General features: G+C 64.8%; 18 protein-coding genes. 14 read left to right on the top strand and 4 right to left on the bottom strand.

Annotation, left to right across the window (positions count from 1 at the left end):
• Positions 1 to 90: 90 nt before the first annotated feature.
• Positions 91 to 828: an IclR family transcriptional regulator gene (locus BTHE68_RS25215; RefSeq protein WP_162068995.1), complete on the top strand. Its 738-nt coding sequence runs from the start codon at positions 91 to 93 to the stop codon at positions 826 to 828.
• Positions 829 to 1260: 432 nt separating this feature from the next.
• A complete protein-coding gene (locus tag BTHE68_RS25210; protein ID WP_162068994.1) occupies positions 1261 to 1797 on the top strand; it encodes a hypothetical protein in 537 nt (178 codons plus the stop codon).
• A gap of 444 nt (positions 1798 to 2241) precedes the next feature.
• Here BTHE68_RS25210 and BTHE68_RS25200 read toward each other — a convergent pair whose 3' ends face one another.
• Both BTHE68_RS25200 and BTHE68_RS25195 read right to left on the bottom strand, forming a co-directional pair.
• Positions 2242 to 2850, bottom strand: coding sequence for a cysteine hydrolase family protein (locus BTHE68_RS25200; protein ID WP_162068992.1), 609 nt, complete (start codon positions 2848 to 2850; stop codon positions 2242 to 2244).
• A 30-nt stretch (positions 2851 to 2880) separates the two neighbouring features.
• Positions 2881 to 3828, bottom strand: a complete 948-nt coding sequence (locus BTHE68_RS25195) for a pseudouridine-5'-phosphate glycosidase (RefSeq protein WP_162068991.1) — start codon at positions 3826 to 3828, stop codon at positions 2881 to 2883.
• Positions 3829 to 4097: 269 nt separating this feature from the next.
• Here BTHE68_RS25195 and BTHE68_RS25190 point away from each other — a divergent pair, with 269 nt between their 5' ends.
• The 12 genes from BTHE68_RS25190 to BTHE68_RS25135 all read left to right on the top strand — a co-directional run bounded on the left by BTHE68_RS25190 (position 4098) and on the right by BTHE68_RS25135 (position 15846).
• Positions 4098 to 5759, top strand: coding sequence for a 5-guanidino-2-oxopentanoate decarboxylase (locus tag BTHE68_RS25190; protein ID WP_162068990.1), 1662 nt, complete (start codon positions 4098 to 4100; stop codon positions 5757 to 5759).
• Complete coding sequence (locus BTHE68_RS25185) at positions 5756 to 7231, top strand: aldehyde dehydrogenase family protein (RefSeq protein ID WP_162068989.1); 1476 nt, start codon at positions 5756 to 5758, stop codon at positions 7229 to 7231. The genes BTHE68_RS25190 and BTHE68_RS25185 overlap by 4 nt, the downstream gene beginning before the upstream one ends.
• Positions 7232 to 7393: 162 nt before the next feature.
• Positions 7394 to 8491 (top strand): ABC transporter substrate-binding protein, encoded by a 1098-nt coding sequence (locus BTHE68_RS25180; protein WP_162068988.1) that lies wholly within the window; start codon positions 7394 to 7396, stop codon positions 8489 to 8491.
• A gap of 41 nt (positions 8492 to 8532) precedes the next feature.
• Positions 8533 to 9417: an ABC transporter permease gene (locus BTHE68_RS25175; protein ID WP_232078056.1), complete on the top strand. Its 885-nt coding sequence runs from the start codon at positions 8533 to 8535 to the stop codon at positions 9415 to 9417.
• Entirely contained in the window at positions 9414 to 10256 is an 843-nt protein-coding gene (locus BTHE68_RS25170; protein ID WP_162068986.1) for an ABC transporter permease, read from the top strand. The genes BTHE68_RS25175 and BTHE68_RS25170 overlap by 4 nt, the downstream gene beginning before the upstream one ends.
• Before the next feature lie 25 nt (positions 10257 to 10281).
• On the top strand, positions 10282 to 11355 hold the full coding sequence (locus tag BTHE68_RS25165) for an ABC transporter ATP-binding protein (protein ID WP_162068985.1): 1074 nt from the start codon (positions 10282 to 10284) through the stop codon (positions 11353 to 11355).
• A 37-nt stretch (positions 11356 to 11392) separates the two neighbouring features.
• A complete protein-coding gene (locus tag BTHE68_RS25160; protein ID WP_162068984.1) occupies positions 11393 to 12205 on the top strand; it encodes a transporter substrate-binding domain-containing protein in 813 nt (270 codons plus the stop codon).
• Positions 12206 to 12248: 43 nt separating this feature from the next.
• Positions 12249 to 13013 carry an amino acid ABC transporter permease gene (locus tag BTHE68_RS25155; protein ID WP_162068983.1) on the top strand — a complete coding sequence of 255 codons (765 nt, stop codon included), beginning with the start codon at positions 12249 to 12251 and terminating at the stop codon, positions 13011 to 13013.
• Entirely contained in the window at positions 13010 to 13666 is a 657-nt protein-coding gene (locus tag BTHE68_RS25150; RefSeq protein WP_162068982.1) for an amino acid ABC transporter permease, read from the top strand. Before BTHE68_RS25155 ends, BTHE68_RS25150 begins: the two co-directional genes overlap by 4 nt.
• 43 nt (positions 13667 to 13709) lie before the next feature.
• Complete coding sequence (locus BTHE68_RS25145; RefSeq protein ID WP_162068981.1) at positions 13710 to 14435, top strand: amino acid ABC transporter ATP-binding protein; 726 nt, start codon at positions 13710 to 13712, stop codon at positions 14433 to 14435.
• An 80-nt stretch (positions 14436 to 14515) separates the two neighbouring features.
• Complete coding sequence (locus tag BTHE68_RS25140; RefSeq protein ID WP_162068980.1) at positions 14516 to 15415, top strand: LysR substrate-binding domain-containing protein; 900 nt, start codon at positions 14516 to 14518, stop codon at positions 15413 to 15415.
• A 47-nt stretch (positions 15416 to 15462) separates the two neighbouring features.
• Positions 15463 to 15846, top strand: a complete 384-nt coding sequence (locus BTHE68_RS25135) for a hypothetical protein (protein WP_232078055.1) — start codon at positions 15463 to 15465, stop codon at positions 15844 to 15846.
• 28 nt (positions 15847 to 15874) lie between these two features.
• On the opposite strand, the gene BTHE68_RS25130 is transcribed toward BTHE68_RS25135, so the two are convergent.
• Together BTHE68_RS25130 and BTHE68_RS25125 are read right to left on the bottom strand one after the other, a co-directional pair.
• Positions 15875 to 16645, bottom strand: coding sequence for an SDR family oxidoreductase (locus BTHE68_RS25130; RefSeq protein ID WP_162068979.1), 771 nt, complete (start codon positions 16643 to 16645; stop codon positions 15875 to 15877).
• A gap of 10 nt (positions 16646 to 16655) precedes the next feature.
• Entirely contained in the window at positions 16656 to 18452 is a 1797-nt protein-coding gene (locus BTHE68_RS25125) for an IlvD/Edd family dehydratase (protein ID WP_232078054.1), read from the bottom strand.
• Positions 18453 to 18454: the final 2 nt, after the last annotated feature.

Here is an 18454-nt window from a genome sequence, read left to right as displayed (position 1 = left end):
TCGACGCCGTCCAGGCACGAATTGTCTGCCGGGTCCGCCGACAGTGGCGGCGGGCGACGGCGCATCCAGTCGGCGGACAAGGCGACGGAAATGCTGCTTGCGCTCGTCACAGCCGGGAAGGCTGCGCCGTTGCGAGATCTGGCGCGCGCGGCAGGCATGCCGAACAGTCTTGCGCATCGATATCTCGCCAGTCTCACTGCGAGCGGTCTGGCCGTGCAGGACGAAATCACCGGACTTTACGACCTGGGCCCCGCTGCGATTCGCATCGGCGCGTCCGCGCTCGGACGCCTCGATCCTTTGCGGCTTGCCGGCGAAGCGATGCCGCAACTGGTCGCCGACACGGGTCTCCCCACTCTGCTCAATGTGCTCGGTGACCGCGGTCCAACCATCGTCCGTTGGGAACGCAGTTATGTTCCCTTCATCACGACGCTGTCAGTCGGATCGACATTCCAGTTGACCAACTCGGCAACGGGGCGCGCGATGCTCGCGTTCATGCCCTCTCAGATAAGAGACCATCTGATCGAACTGGCCGTATCGAAGAATCACGAAAAGCCACCGTCAGATCTGCTCGATCGTCTGGCGACGGTTCGTCGGCGTGGGTATGACGAGGCGGAGTCCGTGCTCATCCCTGGCCTCGCCGCCATAAGCGCGCCGATTCTGGACGTGCAGGAAGAAGCCGTTGCCTGTCTGACCTTGATTGGCGCGAGCGTGGAAGTGTCGTCGATCAAGGAAATGGCCATCGCGCGCCTGGTCGAAGCGAGTTCGCGCGTGTCGCAGGCATGCGGAAGCCGGTTCTCGTTTGGCGGCGATGGCGTCGCGGAACCTTGACAATCGAATGCGTTGCAAAAGCCGGTGCGGCGTGACGGCTTCCGGCTCGCCCGCGTTGAAACGCGGCGCATCGACACGGCGCTTCGCTAGATCCCACTGGCACAAACATCGATCACATCGAGCAACGCGCGCTTGAGGGCATTCGCCGGCGGCAAGTAGGCAGTCCGACGCCCGCCGTTTGGCCGTGGAGCTGGAGAGCCAAACGAAGGCAGCCAGGCCGCGAGATGCGGGTCGGTTACGTCCGCTGCGTCATACGGCGAAGCCCACCCCCGCGAGCATCGACACGCGCGAACGCGTCTCCATCGGCTCGCCGTCCAAGCCGAGGATTTGCGGACCTTCCACGATTCCGAGTTGAGAGGGATATCGGAGCGCGCCTAGCAGAGTTGTGTCGCGATAAACCTATACTTCGCGACTTTTCTCGCGTTACGCATCATGAACCGAAACACTCTCTCGCTTGCGGTAGCAAGCTTCGCGCTGATTTGCATCGGCGCGCTTGCCTGCCCCAAGACGGGCGACATGCGACCAAAAGACGAGGCCGCGCTCATTGCGGTCGTGAATCATCAAGCACAGCGCTGGGATGACGCCGAGAATGATGTCCAGCACGAGTCGATTGGACCCGCACGCGACACCTCGCTGTGCAACATGCCGAAGGAGGCTCGCAATTGGAGCGGTACGGTCGAACGTATCGATACATATCTTGCCAACGAAGCGCGGTTTGAAATCAGGATTGCGCCCAATCTGACGCTGGGCACGAACGGCGAGTTGCAGGACGCCGGGTCGAAGATTCAGCGGGGAACGCGGCTGTTCGATTCGGTCGCAAAGCTTTCGCGCGGACAGCGGGTCGTTTTCTCCGGGCGATTTGTGCCGGATTCAAAAGGCTGCTTGACTGGATACGGCACGGCCGAACGAGGCAGCGCGATTGCGCCGAAGTTTGTCTTTGCCTTTGATCGCGTTAGCCTCTTGAGATAGAGAGCTATCGGTGCACGGAGCGAATCGGCGCGCGAGCGCGGCAAGCATTCTTTAGCTGCTGCTGACGCTGCTTGATGAGCGCCGCGAGGTTCGCTGCGTTATACGTCACACTTCGCGTGCCATCGCCCTTCGTGTACAAAAAGTAGACGCCTTGCGCGCCGGTCGAGAGCTTCACATAAGCCGCTTGACGCGATCGAGATGCCAGAGTCGCTCGCTTCACGAACGGCCCAGTTCGCGAGACTCTCGTTCGTGCTCTTTCCTTTGAGTATGGTCTTTATGTGTTTTGCATCGCTACAACGCTAACTGTGAAACCAAACCGCGCGCGGCTTCGCTCTGTCCTGCGAGCGTCATGGCGAGTTCGCCATTGATTACGGCAATTACTATGCTAACTGACGGATTCATCTTTCAGTAGATTGCCGGGACCGCTTTTTCGAAAGTGGTCCTTCAGCCCATCACACTCGACGCGAGCAGCACCAAGGCATCCGCGAGCGACAACACAGTCGTACGCGAATCGAACGCGGTGGAAAACAGATGGTCATGCACCACCTGATCCGGGTCGTAACAACAATCCTTGACCGTGTACAGGCGAAAGTCCGCATCGCTCGCATACGCAACCGACGACAACACGACCCCGGTCGACGCAATACCGGCCATGATCAGCGAATCGACGCCTCGTGCAGCGAGCCGTTCCGCGAGACCGGTGCCGAAGAACACGCTGGCCCGGTGCGCGATGACGAGCGGTTCATCGTCGCGCTGGCCCAACTCCGGCGCGATACCGTCGTCGGTGAAAAGACCCAGCCGTTTGATTCCCTGCCCGTTCTTGTTCGATGGGCTGACTTCCGGATAGCCCGGACTGAAGCGGAGATTGGCGAAATAAACGCCGACGCCGCTCGCCCGCGCCGCGTCGCATAGCTTGCGCGTATTGGCGATCAGCGCCGGCGCGACCGATAAAAAGAGCCCGAGAATATCGGTCTGGTAATGCATGACGATGAGCGCGGTTCGCGCCGGCGCGATTGCCGGAATGTGCGGGCTCGAGCGCTGCTCTGTTTCCATATCCACTCTCCTTTGCGTCGAACACGGCCATCAGGCCTCGCCTGCCCCAGGCTTCGCATGCGCCAGCGCCAACGCCAATCTCGCCCCCACCTCGGCATTGTGTTTCACGATCGCGATGTTCGTCGCCAGACTGCGCCCGCCCGTCAGCGCGTGGATGCGAGCCAGCAAGAAGGGGGTCAGCGCCTTGCCGGTGATGCCTCGCTCCGTCGCCTCGACGAGCGCCTGCCGCGTCAGAGCGTCGATCTCTTCGACCGCCATCTCCGACGCTTTCGGCACCGGCGTGCTCAATACGACACCCCCGGCGAGTCCCAGGTCCCACTTGGCGCGGATGAAGCGTGCCTGCTGCGCCGCGTCGTCCAGCCTGAAGTCCGCGCGAAAGCCACTGTCGCGCGTGTAGAACGCCGCGAAATTGTCCTGCTCGCAACTGAGCACCGGCACGCCGTGCGTCTCCAGGTATTCCAGCGTGAGCCCGATGTCGAGGATGGACTTCGCGCCGGCGCAGACCACCGCCACCGAGGTCTTCGCCAGCTCCTGCAGATCGGCCGAGATATCGAACGTTTCCTGCGCGCCCCGGTGCACGCCTCCAATGCCGCCGGTGACGAATACCTCGATGCCCGCCAGTGCGGCACATATCATCGTGCCGGCAACCGTCGTGGCCCCAGGCTCGCCGCTGGCCAGCACGGCCGGCAGGTCGCGGCGGCTGACCTTGTGCACGTGGTCCGAACGGCCGAGCAGTTCCAGCTCGCCATCCGTCACGCCGACGCGGATTCGCCCGCCGATCACGGCGATCGTCGCGGGCTCGGCCCCCGCATCCCGAATCAGCGCCTCTACGTCGCGCGCGGTCCGGATGTTCTCGGGGTAAGGCATGCCGTGGGCGATGATGGTCGATTCCAGCGCCACGATGGGGCGGCCCGCGGCCCGCGCGGCCGCCACGGGCGCGCTCAAGGTCAGCCATGATCGTGCAAGGTCGTTAGCCATGTCGATGTTCCCGGCGGTGCGATGTCAAAGTATGCAGCATCGCGCCATTCTGCTTCAGACATCGTTCGTTCCTTTCCCGCATTGGCTCCGTGCATGCGGGTCTTCCCGGCCTCATGCAGGGAAGTCATGCGCCCCATGAGATCTTTTCGATTGTCGCCACGACCGGGCCGCGTCGAGAATGATTCCACCCCAGCCACCGCCAGCGCGCACTGTTGACTCGTGCACCCCGACCGCGTCCGTGCTCAAACCAACCAGGAATGCGACGACCGATGAACCTTCGCGAATCCATCAAGCACTTCGACTCATGCCTTCGAACCTGTGGCGAAACGCTCGTCACACTGCTCGAAAACTACGGCGTCGAGTACGTCTTCGGCATCCCGGGCGTGCACACCGTGGAGCTCTATCGCGGGCTTGCGCACTCGTCGATGCGGCACGTGACGCCTCGTCACGAACAAGGCGCGGGCTTCATGGCCGACGGCTACGCGCGTGTCACGGGCAAGCCCGGTGTGTGCTTCATCATCACCGGGCCGGGCATGACCAACATCGCGACCGCGATGGCGCAAGCCTATGCCGACTCCATTCCGATGCTCGTGATATCGAGCGTCAATGCACGCAACCACCTCGGCAACGGCGACGGTCGTCTGCACGAGCTTCCTTCGCAGCGCCAAGTATTCGACGGACTCGCCGCGTTCTCCCACACCCTGCTCGATGCCGCCGAGTTGCCTCAGGTGCTGGCTCGCGCGTTCGCCGTGTTCGAGAGCGCGCGGCCACGGCCCGTGCATATCGAGATTCCGCTCGATGTCATCGTGTCCCCGGTGCATGCGATGAAGGCTTCGCCCGCTGTGCGCGCGGCGAAGCCCACCGCACATCCCGCCGCGCTCGCCGCTGCCGTCGAACTGCTCGCCGATGCCCGCCGCCCGCTGATTCTCGCCGGCGGCGGCGCGGCGCACGCAGCGGTCGAATTGCGCGAACTGGCCGAGCGGCTGCAGGCGCCCGTCGCGCTCACCACCAACGCGAAGGGACTTCTGCCGTGCAAAGAGCCCCTTCTCATCGGCTCGACACAGTCGCTGCCGCCGACCCGCGCGATGATTCGCGAAGCCGACGTCGTGCTCGCGGTCGGCACCGAACTGGGCGAAACCGACTACGACGTGCTTTTCGATGGCGGGTTCGCGATCGACGGACAACTCATCCGCATCGATATCGATGCGCAGCAGGTCATGCGCAATGCGCAACCGGACGTGGCGATCGTCGGCGACTCGCGCGAGACGTTGAGCGCGCTGTCGACGAGACTGCACGAGCGACCGGTGCGTCCCGCATCGCCCGACTGGGGCGCGGCGCGCGTGACGGCGGTGCGCAACGCAATCTTCGCCGGCTGCGACGCCGCGATGCGATCGCAGCAACGCCTGATCGACACGATCGTCGACGCGCTGCCCGGCGTCATCATCGCAGGCGATTCGACGAGCCCGGTCTACGCGGGCAATTTTCTTCACGATGCGCCGGCCCCGCGCTCATGGTTCAACTCGTCCACCGGCTACGGCACGCTCGGATACGGGCTGCCCGCCGCGATCGGCGCGAAGCTTGCCGCGCGCGAGCGGCCGGTCGTGTGTCTGATCGGCGACGGCGGCCTGCAGTTCACGCTGCCGGAACTGGCGAGCGCGGTGGAAGCGCGCGTGCCCGTCATCGTGCTGCTCTGGAACAACTTCGGCTACGGCGAGATCCGGAAATACATGGACCAGCGCGATATCTCGCCCGTTGGCGTCGATATCTACACGCCCGACTTCATCGCGCTGGCGAAAGCCTTCGGATGCGAGGCCGCGCGCGCCGACGATCCACAGGCGCTCGACGCGCAATTGCGGAAAGCCGTTTCGCGCGAGGTCCCGACCGTGATCGAGGTTCGCGAAGCCGACTGGTTTGCGCGGGTGCCGTCATGAGCGCGCAGACACGCCCTCTTTTCGATGTCCCGCTGCGCACGCAACTTTTCATCGATGGCCGCTGGTGCGTGCCCGAGACGCGGCGGCGCTTGGCCGTCGTCAATCCGTCGACGGAAGAAACGATCGTCGAAGTGGAAGTCGGCGGCCCCGCCGATGTCGATTGCGCCGTGCGCGCGGCATCGCGTGCATTTCGCGCCTGGAAGCAGACATCGGGCGCACAGCGCGCCGGTTTTCTGCGTGCGATTGCGCGCGGTGTGGAGGCGCATGGCGAGCACCTCGCCGCGCTTCAGTCGCTCAACAACGGCAAGCCGATTGCCGAATCGCGCATCGACATCGGCGACGTGGTCGCGACCTTCGACTACTACGCTGAACTCGCCGAAACGCTGGACGCGGCGGAAGAAGAGATCGCGATTCCGAGCAGCGATCATCGCGCCGTGATCCGTCGTGAACCGACGGGCGTGGTCGGCTTGATCGTGCCGTGGAACTTCCCCATGGTCACGACAGCGTGGAAGCTCGCCCCCGCGCTCGCCGCGGGATGCACCGTCGTGCTGAAGCCGTCCGAATTCACCCCCTTGCCGGAGCTGGAACTGGCCGCGATCGTCGAGCGCGCGGGTCTGCCGCCCGGCGTATTCAACGTGGTGACGGGTACCGGCGCGGAGGTCGGTGCCGCGCTCACGACGCATCCGCTCGTGTCGAAAGTGTCGTTCACCGGCAGCACGGCGGTCGGCGAGCAGGTCATGAAAGCGGCGGCGCAATCCATCAAGGGCGTGAGCCTCGAACTGGGCGGCAAGTCGTCGATCGTCGTGTTCGCGGACGCCGACCTCGATCTCGCCGTCGATCTCGTCACGGGCGGCGCGTTCTTCAATGCCGGACAGATGTGCTCGGCCACGTCGCGGGTGCTCGTCGAGCGGCCGCTCGCGGAGGCGCTGATCGCGCGTCTCGCCGACCGCGTGGCGCGAACCGTCGTCGGCGATCCGTTTGCCTCCGGCGTGCAGATGGGGCCGCTCACGAACCGCGCGCAATACGAACGCGTGCAACGTTTCATCGCGCGGGGCAAGGCGGATGGCGCGAGTCTCGTGGTCCAGGGCGAAGCGCCGGAAGGAGCAGGCTATTTCGTTCAGCCAACCATGTTCGTCGATCTTCCCACCGACAGCGCAATATGGCGCGAAGAAATATTCGGACCCGTGTTATGCGTGCGCAGCTTCGATACGGAAGACGATGCGATCGCCACGGCCAACGATACCGAGTTCGGCCTGGTCGCAACCGTCGTCACGCGCGACGGGCCACGCGGCCAGCGCGTGGCCGGCGCGCTGCAGGCCGGCGTCGTCTGGATCAATTCACCGCAACTGATCTTTCCTCAGACGTCCTGGGGCGGCTACAAGAAAAGCAGCATCGGCCGCGAACTGGGGCCGTTCGGGCTCGCGGCATTCCAGGAAGTCAAACAGATCCTGAGCGCGGCCGATCCCGTTTGAAAGGCTTTTCGAAGCTTGAGCCATGCGTTCGGCTCATGGCAACCATGCCGAGAATTCGATTGTTGCCGAAATTTGGCATCCCTAGAGTGTTCTCACCGAAGCCGTTGTTGATCGACCCACCGCATTGACCGACCGCTGCACCGTTTTCGCGAGGAGTGAGCCATGCAAGACATCAAACGAGGCAGAAGGCAGGCCATCAAGACCATCGGCGCGGCGCTCGCCGCATCGAGCCTGCCGATGCCGTTCATCAGCACGGCGAAGGCGCAGGAAAAGAGCTTTGCCGGCAAGACGCTGCGCCTCTTGACGTGGTCCGACGACACCGGCGCGGCGGCATTGCGCAACATCGCCGCGACCTTCAGTCAGAAGACCGGCGCGCAGGTCGTCGCGGACCGCGCCGACGGCACCTCCGGCATGGTGGCGAAAGTGAAGGCGGCCGGCGACAGGCCGACCTACGACGTGATCACGCTCGCGGGCGTGGGCGCGTCGGGCCTCGCGGACGCCGGCCTTCTGATGAAGCCCGATCTGAACAAGCTGCCGAACCTGAAGGACGTCGGCGCGCAGTACCGCACCGGCGCCAATGGTTTCGGGATCGGTTATCTGCTGTGGTCGGACGGCCTCTTCTACAGCACGGCCTCGGTCAAGACGGCGCCGTCGAGCTACGAGGCGCTCTGGGATCCGAAGTATGCAGGCCGGATCTTCCTGCCGCCGCCGGAGTGGGCTGAAGCGGTCGATCTCGCGATCATCGCCGCCAAGATGGCCGGAGGCTCGCAGCAGAACATCGAACCGGGCTTCAAGAAGCTCGCGCAACTGAAGGACCGCGTGCTCACGCTCGGCGAGAACCCGAACCAGGTCGCCGATCTGTTTCGCACCGGATCGCTGGATATCGGCGGCATCTATTCGCCGGCGTTCTTCCCCAATCAATTGCGCAAGCCCGAGTACAAGATGGCCGTCACGTATGGCATGAAGGAAGGCTTCGCGACACAACTGATGTTCACGGTCATCCCGAAGGCGCATCCGGGCGATATCGACCTGATCCACGCGTTCATCAACCATTCTCTCGACGCCGGCGTGCAAGGCCGCATGGCCGCCGACGTGCTGAACGGTCCGGTGAACTCGAAGGCCGTGATTCCCGCCGAAAGCCGCGCGTTCGTGCCGTCTGCCCAACAGATCGCCGAGAGCGCCGTGTTGCACGACGACAAGGCGCTGGCGGCGGTGCAGCCGGCCTGGATCAAGCGCTACACGGAAATCTTCTCGGCCTGACATCCATGTCCGCACTCCTTTTCCGTCGCAGGACAGGCGCAATGGCAGACGAAGCCGTCGGGCAGCCGGCGGCTCCCGCGTTGCCCAGGGTGCCGCCCTGGGCGCTGCTCGCGCCGATCCTGGCGTTTCTCGCCGTGCTCATCGCGGCTTCGCTCGCGGTGCTGCGCATGAGCATCGGCGTGTCGGGGAACGAGTGGCATGCGTTCACGCTGCGCAACTACGCGGACCTCGCCGATTCGTACTTTCTGCGTTCGCTCTGGCTCACGCTGAAGCTCGCGTTCCAAAGCATGATCTGCGCGGTGCTGCTCGCGATTCCTGTCGCGCTTGCCATGGCGCGCACGGAGTCGCGGCTCGCGCGCCGGCTGCTCCTTGCAGGCGTGCTCCTGCCGCTGCTCGTCAACCTGCTGCTGCAGGGCTACGGCTGGCTCGTGATGCTGGGACCGGCGGGCATGCTCAATCATGCGTTGCTCGCCGCCGGCGTCGTGCAGCGACCGCTGCAGTGGCTCTACCGTGAGAACGGCGTGCTGCTCGGCCTGATCCAGACCGCGTTTCCGCTCGCCGTGCTGCCACTCGCGAGCGCGATGCGCGCCATCTCGCGCTCCTACGAGGAAGCGGCCGCGACGCTCGGCGCAAGCCGCGGGCAGACGTTGCGCCACATCGTGCTGCCGCTCGCGATGCCCGGCCTCGTGTCCGGCGCCCTGCTGGTCTTCGCTTACAACGCGAGCGCGTTCGCCGTGCCGCTGCTGCTCGGCGGGCGGCGCGTGCCCATGCTCGCCGTGCTGGTGCACGATCAGGTCGCGCCGCTCCTGAACTGGCCGGCGGCGTCGGCATCCGGCGTGGTGCTGATGGTGGCGACGCTCGTCGTCATGTCGGTCTCGCAACGGCTCGTGCGCGGCATGCAACGCACGGAGGAGTCTTGCTCATGAGTACCCTGCGCCTCTCCGCGATCATGCCGGGACGGCTGAGCCGCGCGACCAGCCTGCTCGCGACCATCGTGCTGTTTCTCGCGGCATTGCCGATCCTGACGATGATCACGATGTCGTTCGGCACGTCGGACACGCTCGAATTCCCGCCGCAGAGCTTCGGACTGCGCTGGTATCACGCCGGGTGGCACACGTTCCTGTCGCCCGACGCCAGCGATGTGCTCTCGATGGGCACTGCCCTGACAACGAGCTTCATCGTCGCGATCTCGACGATGCTGCTCGCCACCGCGGTCTCGGTGCCCGCCGCCTACGCGCTCTCACGCTACCGCTTTCGCGGCAAGGCCGTGATCGAACAGCTCGTCGCGCTGCCGCTCGTCTATCCGCTCGTGATGCTCGGGCTTTCGCTGCTGCTCGTGTTCAACGTGCTGCCCGTCGAGCTCGGCATCTTCCGGCTCATCATCGCGCACGTGATTCTCGCCTTGCCGTTCACGGTGAAGAACTGCGCCGCGTCGGTCGCCTCGATCGGCCCCGAGTTCGAGGAAGCCGCGTGCCTGATGGGCGCGAGCCCGCGCCGCGCGATCGTCGATGTGGTTCTGCCGCTCATGCGGCCAGGCATTCTGGCCGGCATGCTGTTCGCCTTCATCATCTCGTTCAACGAATTCACGGTGACGTTCTTTCTGTACGGCATCGACACGATGACGTTGCCGATCTGGCTGTACAGCCGCACCGTGTCATCGCTCGATCCGACCGTGTTCTCGTTCGCGGTCGTCATCGTGCTCATCGATTTCGCGTTGATCTGGCTGCTCGAAAAACTGGTCGGCGACGCTGGCGTCGCGCTGTGAAGTCGCGCTGTGAAAGGGAACCCTCATGACTCATCTGACACTTCAGGCGGTGACGAAGCGCTTTCACACCGCATATGCAGTCGACCACGTCGATCTCGCCGTGCCCGACGGCAAGCTCGTGTGCTTTCTCGGACCCTCCGGCTGCGGGAAGACGACGCTGTTGCGGATCATCGCGGGCCTCGAAACGGCGACGTCCGGAACCGTCGCATTCGCCGGGCGCGATCTGACGCACGTGCCGGCGAACCAGCGCGATTTCGGCATGGTGTTCCAGTCGCTCGCGCTCTTTCCTCACATGACGGTGGCGCAGAACATCGCCTATCCGCTGCGGCTGCGCCGCGTCGCGAAGGACGCGCAGGCGGCGCGGGTCGCCGAGCTGCTCGAGCTGATCCAGTTGCCGCATATGGCGGACCGGCCCATCTCGCGGCTCTCGGGCGGGCAGCGCCAGCGCGTGGCCATCGCGCGCGCGATCGCGTCGTCGCCGAAGCTGTTGCTGCTCGACGAACCGCTCTCCGCGCTCGACGCGAAGCTGCGCGAAGCGATGCAGGTCGAAATCCGCCTGCTGCAGCAACGCCTCGGCATCACGACGATCATGGTGACGCATGACCAGCGCGAAGCCATGACGATGGCCGACGAAATCGTCGTGATGGAAAAAGGACGCATCGCGCAGGTCGGCAAGCCGCTCGACATCTATCGCAATCCCGTCAGCGAGTTCGTCGCCGATTTCATCGGTCTCGGCAACATCCTGCCCGTCACGCTCGACGGCACGGATCGCATCGCGCTCCCGGGCGGCCAGCAGATTATCGTCGACGGCGCGCTGCGCGCAGTCGACGCAACAGGTGATGTCCGCTTGCTGATTCGCCCCGAGGATGTATCGATGCGCTCGGTCATGGCCAATCCGGGACCGAATGTGCTGGCCGGCAAAGTGGCGTTCATCCGCGATGTCGGCTCGTCGCTCGAAGCCACCATCGATTGCGCCGGCTTCACGCTCACCGCCGCCACGACCCCGCGCGAAACACCGGACCTGCGGGTTGGCATGCCCATCTTCGCGGAGTTGCCTCCGCATGCCTGCAAGCTCATCGCGGCACGTACCGCGCACTGATTCACGCCGACCAAAACACAGTCACAGGAGACACCCCATGAACACGACGACTTCCGTGCAGCGCTTCCTCAAGCGCGCGTCCGCCACCCTCGCCCTCTCCGGCGTCGTGGGCCTTTGCGCATTCGTGCCGCTCGCGCAAGCCGATGCGCTCGACTCCATCAGCAAATCCGGCGTCGTGCGGATCGGCGTGTTCGAGGACTATCCGCCGTTCGGCTCGATCGGGCCGGACATGAAGCCGCAAGGCTATGACATCGACGTTTCCAGCCTCATCGGCAAGACGCTCAACGCGAAGGTCGAACTGATTCAGGTCACGGGCGACAACCGCATGGCGTACCTCGTCGACCATAAGGCCGACATGCTGCTCTCGGTCGGCAAGACGCCGGAGCGCGAAAAGGTCATCGACTTCTCGCAGGCGTATGCGCCGTACAACCTCGCCGTATTCGGTCCGAAAACGCTGGCCGTGAAGAACGCGGGCGATCTGGCCGGCAAGAGCATCGCGGTTGCGCGCGGCACGCTCGAAGATCTGAGCGTGAGCAAGGTCGCGCCGCCGTCCGCGACCATCAAGCGCTTCGACGACCCGAATGGCGCGATCTCCGCGTTTCTGGCCGGGCAGACGCAATTGCTCGTGGTCGGCAACGACGTGGGCGCGACCATCATCGCCCGTCACCCCTCGAACGATCCCGAGCAGAAATTTTCGCTGTTCAGTTCGCCTGATCATGTCGGTCTGAACAAGAACGAACCGCGCCTCAAGCAGAAGGTGGACGAAGCCATCGCAGCCGCGAAGAAGGACGGCACGATGAACGCCATTTCCCAGAAGTGGCTGCGCGCACCGCTGCCGGCCGATCTGTGATGCGCTGCGCCTTTTCGTCCATTCGCGCGCCGGGGATACCTCGATGACCTACACGTTCGATTTCAGCGACTTCGGTCTCTACGCGGACGTGCTCGCGCATGGTGTCGCGGTCACGCTGGGTCTCACCGCCGTATCGACGGTCCTGGGCGGTCTGGTCGGTATCGGCGGAGCGTGCATCGCCGTGACGGGATCGAAGCCGGTTCGCGCCTTGGTAGCTGCGTACGTCGAGCTGATTCGCAATACGCCGTTTCTCGTGCAGCTGTTCTTCGTGTTCTTCGGGCTGCCGAGCCTCGGCGTGCATATCGGCGAAATGGAAGCCGCCGTGCTCGCAATGACGGTGAATCTCGGCGCGTATGCGATAGAAATCGTCCGGGCGGGCATCGACTCGATTCCGCGCGGACAGGTTCAGGCCGCGATGGCGCTCGGCTTGCGCGGCCCGCACGTGTTTCGCCACGTGGTGCTGCCGCAGGCGATTGCCAACGTATTTCCGGCGTTGCTCGGCCAGGTCCTGATCGTGATGCTCGGCTCCGCGGTCGTGTCGCAGATCTCGGTGGCGGATCTGACCCATGCCGCCAGTTTCATTCAGTCGCGCAACTTCCGATCGTTCGAATGCTACGTGATCGTCACCGCGATCTATCTGCTGCTGTCGATCGTGCTGCGCCTCTTGATCAACCGGGTCGGCCGGCGGCTGTTCGCAGGGCGGGCCGCCCGCGGCGTCACGATTGCGCCGCGACGCGGCTTGCGCGGCCTCCTGTCCGTGCGTGCAGCCCTGGCCGGTCGCGGCCTTCCGAAGGAGCGTTCACGATGATCGAGTTCACGCTATGGGATATCGCGCGCAATCTGATGCTCGCTGCGCGCTGGACGCTGTTGCTTTCGGTGATCGCGTTCGCAGGCGGCGGCCTGACGGGGCTGGTGCTGCTCGCCATGCGCGTGTCGCCGTTGCCGTGGCTGCGCAGGTTCGTGGTGCTGTATGTCGAAGTGTTCCAGGGCACGCCGCTCCTGATGCAGCTCTTCCTCGGCTTCTTCGGCCTGCCGCTGCTGGGCGTCGAAGTGTCGCCGTGGGCTGCGGCGACGGTCACGCTCACGCTCTATACCGGCGCCTATCTCTCCGACATCTGGCGAGGCTGCGTCGAAGCGGTGCCGCGCGGTCAATGGAGCGCGGCGGCGAGCCTCGGCATGACATGGACGCAGCAGTTGCGCTACGTCGTGTGGCCGCAGGCATGGAAGATCGCCGTGCCGCCCACCGTCGGCTTTCTCGTGCAGGTCGTGAAGAGCACCGCGCTCACGTCGATCATCGGGCTCACGGAGCTGACCAAGACCGGCACCATGATCACGAACGCAGTGTTTCGCCCTTTCCCGATCTACGCCCTCGTCGCGTTGCTGTACTTCGCGATGTGCTTTCCGCTGACCTGGTATGCGCGCGCGCTCGAACGCCGGTATCGGGTCGGCAGACATCGTTGAAATTCGACACGGTGTCCAACGTCCTTTCAAAACGGGTTCGCGCATGATTTCCATCGGTAACGTGTCGAAGTGGTACGGCCAGTTTCAGGTTCTGACCGACTGCACCACCACGGTCAGCAAAGGCGAAGTGGTCGTGGTCTGCGGGCCTTCCGGGTCTGGCAAATCGACCCTCATCAAGACGGTCAACGGACTCGAGCCGTTTCAGAGCGGGAACATCACGATCAACGGCGAGTCCGTCCATGACAAGCGGACCAATCTGTCGAAACTGCGCTCGAAGGTCGGGATGGTGTTTCAGCATTTCGAGCTGTTTCCGCATATGTCGATCACGGAGAACCTCACGCTTGCGCAGACGAAAGTGCTGGGCCGCTCGAAAGACGAAGCGTCCGACAAGGCGCTGCGCCTGCTCCAGCGAGTCGGCCTGCGCGCGCACGCGGACAAGTACCCCGCGCAGCTGTCCGGCGGCCAGCAGCAGCGCGTGGCGATCGCGCGGGCGTTATCGATGGACCCGGTCGCGATGCTGTTCGACGAACCGACTTCCGCGCTCGATCCGGAGATGATCAACGAAGTGCTGGACGTGATGGTCGAGCTGGCCCAGGAAGGCATGACGATGATGTGCGTCACGCACGAAATGGGCTTCGCCAGAAAGGTCGCGCACCGGGTGATCTTCATGGACCACGGGCGCATCGTCGAAGACGACGACAAGGACGCGTTCTTTGCCCATCCACGCTCCGAGCGTGCGAGGGAATTTCTGGGCAAGATACTTCATTGATAGCGTGTCGCCGTCGCGGTGCGTCGGGCTTGCTACACTACCTGCGCAGCACACGATTCCCCTGACCGGAGACACGCCCCATGCGACGACTTCCTCCGCTCAATGCATTGCAGATCTTCGAGACAGTCGCGCGGCACCGCAGTTTCACGCGCGCGGCTGAACATCTGTGCCTCACGCAAGGGGCGATCAGCAGGCAGATTCTCGCGCTCGAAGAGTACTTCGGATTTCCTCTTTTCATACGGGGCGCACGGGGACTGACGTTGACCGCCGAAGGCGACGTGCTGCTGCCCGTCGTCAGAGAGGGGTTCGCGCGTATCGAGGAAGTATCGTTGCGGCTCACGCGCCAGCGCACCGATCTCGCGCTGAAGGTTCCGACCTGCGTGATGCGCTGGATGCTGCCGAGGATCATGCGCTTTCAGGGCGAGCATCCCGAACTGCAACTGCAGATCACTACAACCTGGCAGCACGACGTCGACTTTCAGGTGGAATCGTTCGATGCGGCGATCATCTATGGTTCGTCGCCGGGTGCGGACGTGCACGCCGTGCCGCTCTTCGACGAGCAGCTTACGCCCGTGTGCTCGCCCGATCTGCTTACTGAAAGGCCGCTGGCCGCCACGGCGGATCTTGCGCATCATGCCCTGCTGCATCCGACGCGGGATCATCGCGACTGGAAGCTCTGGCTCGACCGCGCGGGTGCGAACGAGATCGATGCGACGCTCGGCCCGACCTTCGAAACGCTCGATATGGCGACCAATGCCGCCATGCAGGGTTTCGGGGTTGCGATCAGCGACCGCACGCTGGTCAGCGAAGACGTCGCCGCCCGACGGCTTGTCATGCCGTTCGACACCGTGCTGGAGACGGGGTCACGCTACTACTTCGTCTATCCGGATTGCGTCGCGAATCAGCCGAAGGTCAAGCTCTTCAGTGAATGGATCACGCGCAACCGGGACCCTGTTTCGGCTGCCGGACAGGTCCGATAAGGCCGGTGAAAGCGATTTCGTTCAATTGCCGAAAGGAGCGTCGTCCCGTGAAGAACCGCCTTCTGTGCATGCTGCCCTTCATGTGGGCCAGCGCGGCCTGGGCCGCCGCCCCTGTCTGCTTCCCGGTCGGCACGAACATGACGCTTCGCGGCACGCCCGTGCAGGACGTCATGGAAACCGACGGCGGCGCGCAACAAGCCGTCTGGATGCTGGCGATGGACCCGCCGCTGTGCGTGATCGACAAGCGCTTTTCTCAGGACGCGCAGGGCCGGGTCCTGGTCCCCCGTGTATTGATCATCGGGCCACCGCTTCCGACGGGCGTCACGCTCTCGGTCACCGGCATGCTGATGCGACGCAGCGCACCGCCTTACTACATGGCCCCGACGTCCGCCTGGGTCGTCCCGCCGACGATGGTCCCGCCGCGCCAATAGCCGTCGCCCAGCCGCCTCACGCATCCGGTCAGCCTCTGCCGACGAACGGCATTTTGGTCGCCATGACCGTATGGAACAGCACGTTTGCGTCGAGCGGCAGACTGGCCATATAGGCGACCGAACGCCCGACTATCTCCACGTCGATCAGCGGTTCGGCGGCGAGTTCGCCGTTCGCCTGCGGCACGCCCTGCGCCATCGCCGAGGCAAGCGCACTGTGGGCGTTGCCGACATCGATCTGACCGACGGCAATGTCCTGCGCGCGGCCGTCGAGCGATGCGCAGCGCGTGAGTCCCGCGACGGCATGCTTGGTCGCGGTATAGGCCATCGAATTGGGACGCGGCGCCCATGCGGACAGCGAACCGTTGTTGATGATGCGGCCGCCGCGCGGCGTCTGTGCCGACATGATCCGGAACGCGCTCTGCAGGCAGAAGAACATGCCGTTGAGATTCACGTCGACCACGCCGCGCCATTGCGCGGGCGTCCACGTGTCGAAAGGCCCCGGCGGATTGCCGACGCCCGCGTTGTTGAACAGCAGGTCGAGCCGGCCGAATCGCGCGACGACCGCGTCGAACGACGCGGCCACCGCCCGCGCATCCGACACGTCGCATGGGAGCGCGAGTGCGCGGCCCGCAAACTCGCGGGCATGTGCAATCTCCACGAGCGGCTCGCGGCGCCTGCCGAGCAGCGCGATCGACCAGCCGTTGCGAAGCAGTTCGAGCGCCGCCGCACGGCCGATGCCCGAGCCCGCTCCTGTCACGATGCCTACGCGCGTCGCTTGCGCGTCGTCCTGTCGAATCATGCGCTCTCCATCAATGGTTGTCGCGCGCCTCGCCGCGCGTCTCGACGATGTTCAGAAACAGTGTCGCCGGTTCGAGGCACGCGCCGTCGCCGTGCTGTCCGACCATGCTTCGATAGATGGCCTGCCACGGCGTCTGGTCCGCGAGTTCGGGCGGCGTCCACGCGGCGCGCCGCGCGGCGAGTTCATCGGCGCACACGAGCAGATCGACACGCCGCGCGTTGAGATCGATACGCAGGCGATCGCCGGTCTTCAGCAACGCGAGCCCGCCTCCCACCACCGCTTCCGGCGACACGTTCAGGATCGACGGACTGCCCGACGTTCCGCTCTGACGGCCGTCGCCCATGGTCGGCAGCGTGTCGACGCCGCGCCGGATCAGCGCGGCGGGCGGCTGCATGTTGACCACTTCGGCGCCGCCCGGATAACCGACCGGACCGCAGTTGCGCATGACCAGGATCGAATCTTCGTCGATATCGAGTGCAGGATCGTCGATGCGCGCGTGATAGTCCTCCGGGCCTTCGAAGACGACCGCTTTCACTTCGAATGCATCCGCGTCGGCGGCGTTCGACAGAAAGCGCTCCCGAAAGCGCGCGTCGATCACGCTGACTTTCATCACGGCGTTGTCGAACAGATTGCCGCTCAGCACGACATGGCCGCCCGCTGCCTTGAGCGGCGCATCGAAAGCGCGAATCACCTCGCGGTCGGGCTCGGCGACGCCGGCGAGATTCTCGGCGAGCGTGCTTCCCGTCACGGTCAATGCATCGCGATGAAGCCGGCCCGCACGGAGCAGTTCGCGCATCACGCCAGGCACGCCGCCCGCACGGTGGAACGCCTCGCCCAGAAAGCGCCCGGCCGGCTGGCAATCGACCAGCAGCGGAATCTGCGCGCCCACGCGCTGCCAGTCGTCGAGCGTATGGCGCACGCCGACGTGACGCGCGATCGCGATCAGATGAATCGGGCAATTCGACGACGCGCCGATCGCGGCCGCGACCACGACCGCATTCTCGAACGCCTCGCGCGTCATGATGTCCGACGGCCGCAGGTTCTCCGCGATCATCGACACGATCCGCCTGCCCGTCTCGTAGGCGAACCAGCCGCGCTCGCGGTAGGGCGCGGGCACGGACGCGCAACCGGGCAGCGACATGCCGAGCGCCTCGGCGAGCGCGTTCATCGAAAGCGCGGTGCCCATGGAATTGCAATGCCCGGCGGATGGCGCGGACGACGCCACTTTCTCCATGAACGCGTCGTAGTCGATCTGGCCGGTCGCGAGTTCCTTGCGCGCCTCCCACACGACCGTGCCCGACCCCGCCAGCTTGCCGCGATACCAGCCGTCGAGCATCGGTCCGCCCGACAGCACGATCGACGGAATGTTGACCGTCGCCGCCGCCATCAGGCAGGCGGGCGTGGTCTTGTCGCAACCAGTGGTGAGCACGACGCCGTCGAGCGGATAACCGTGCAGTACTTCGACGAGACCGAGATACGCGAGATTGCGGTCGAGCGCGGCGGTCGGACGCTTGCCGGTTTCCTGGATCGGATGCACGGGGAACTCGAGCGGGATGCCGCCCGCGTCGCGAATGCCGTCGCGTACGCGCTTCGCCAGTTCGAGATGATGCCGGTTGCACGGCGCGAGATCCGAGCCGGTTCGCGCAATGCCGACGATCGGCTTGCCCGACTGCAACTCCTCACGCGTGATGCCGAAGTTCATGTAGCGCTCGAGATAAAGCGCGGTCATGCCGGGATTCGACGGGTCATCGAACCAGCGGCGGCTGCGCAGGCGCTTCGGTCCGGCAGGTGACTGAGCAGGGATCAACG

The sequence above is a fragment of the Burkholderia sp. THE68 genome (genome assembly GCF_009938265.1).
In the GTDB taxonomy this organism is placed as follows: Bacteria; Pseudomonadota; Gammaproteobacteria; order Burkholderiales; family Burkholderiaceae; genus Caballeronia.
This window is presented reverse-complemented; position numbering and strand designations above follow the sequence as displayed.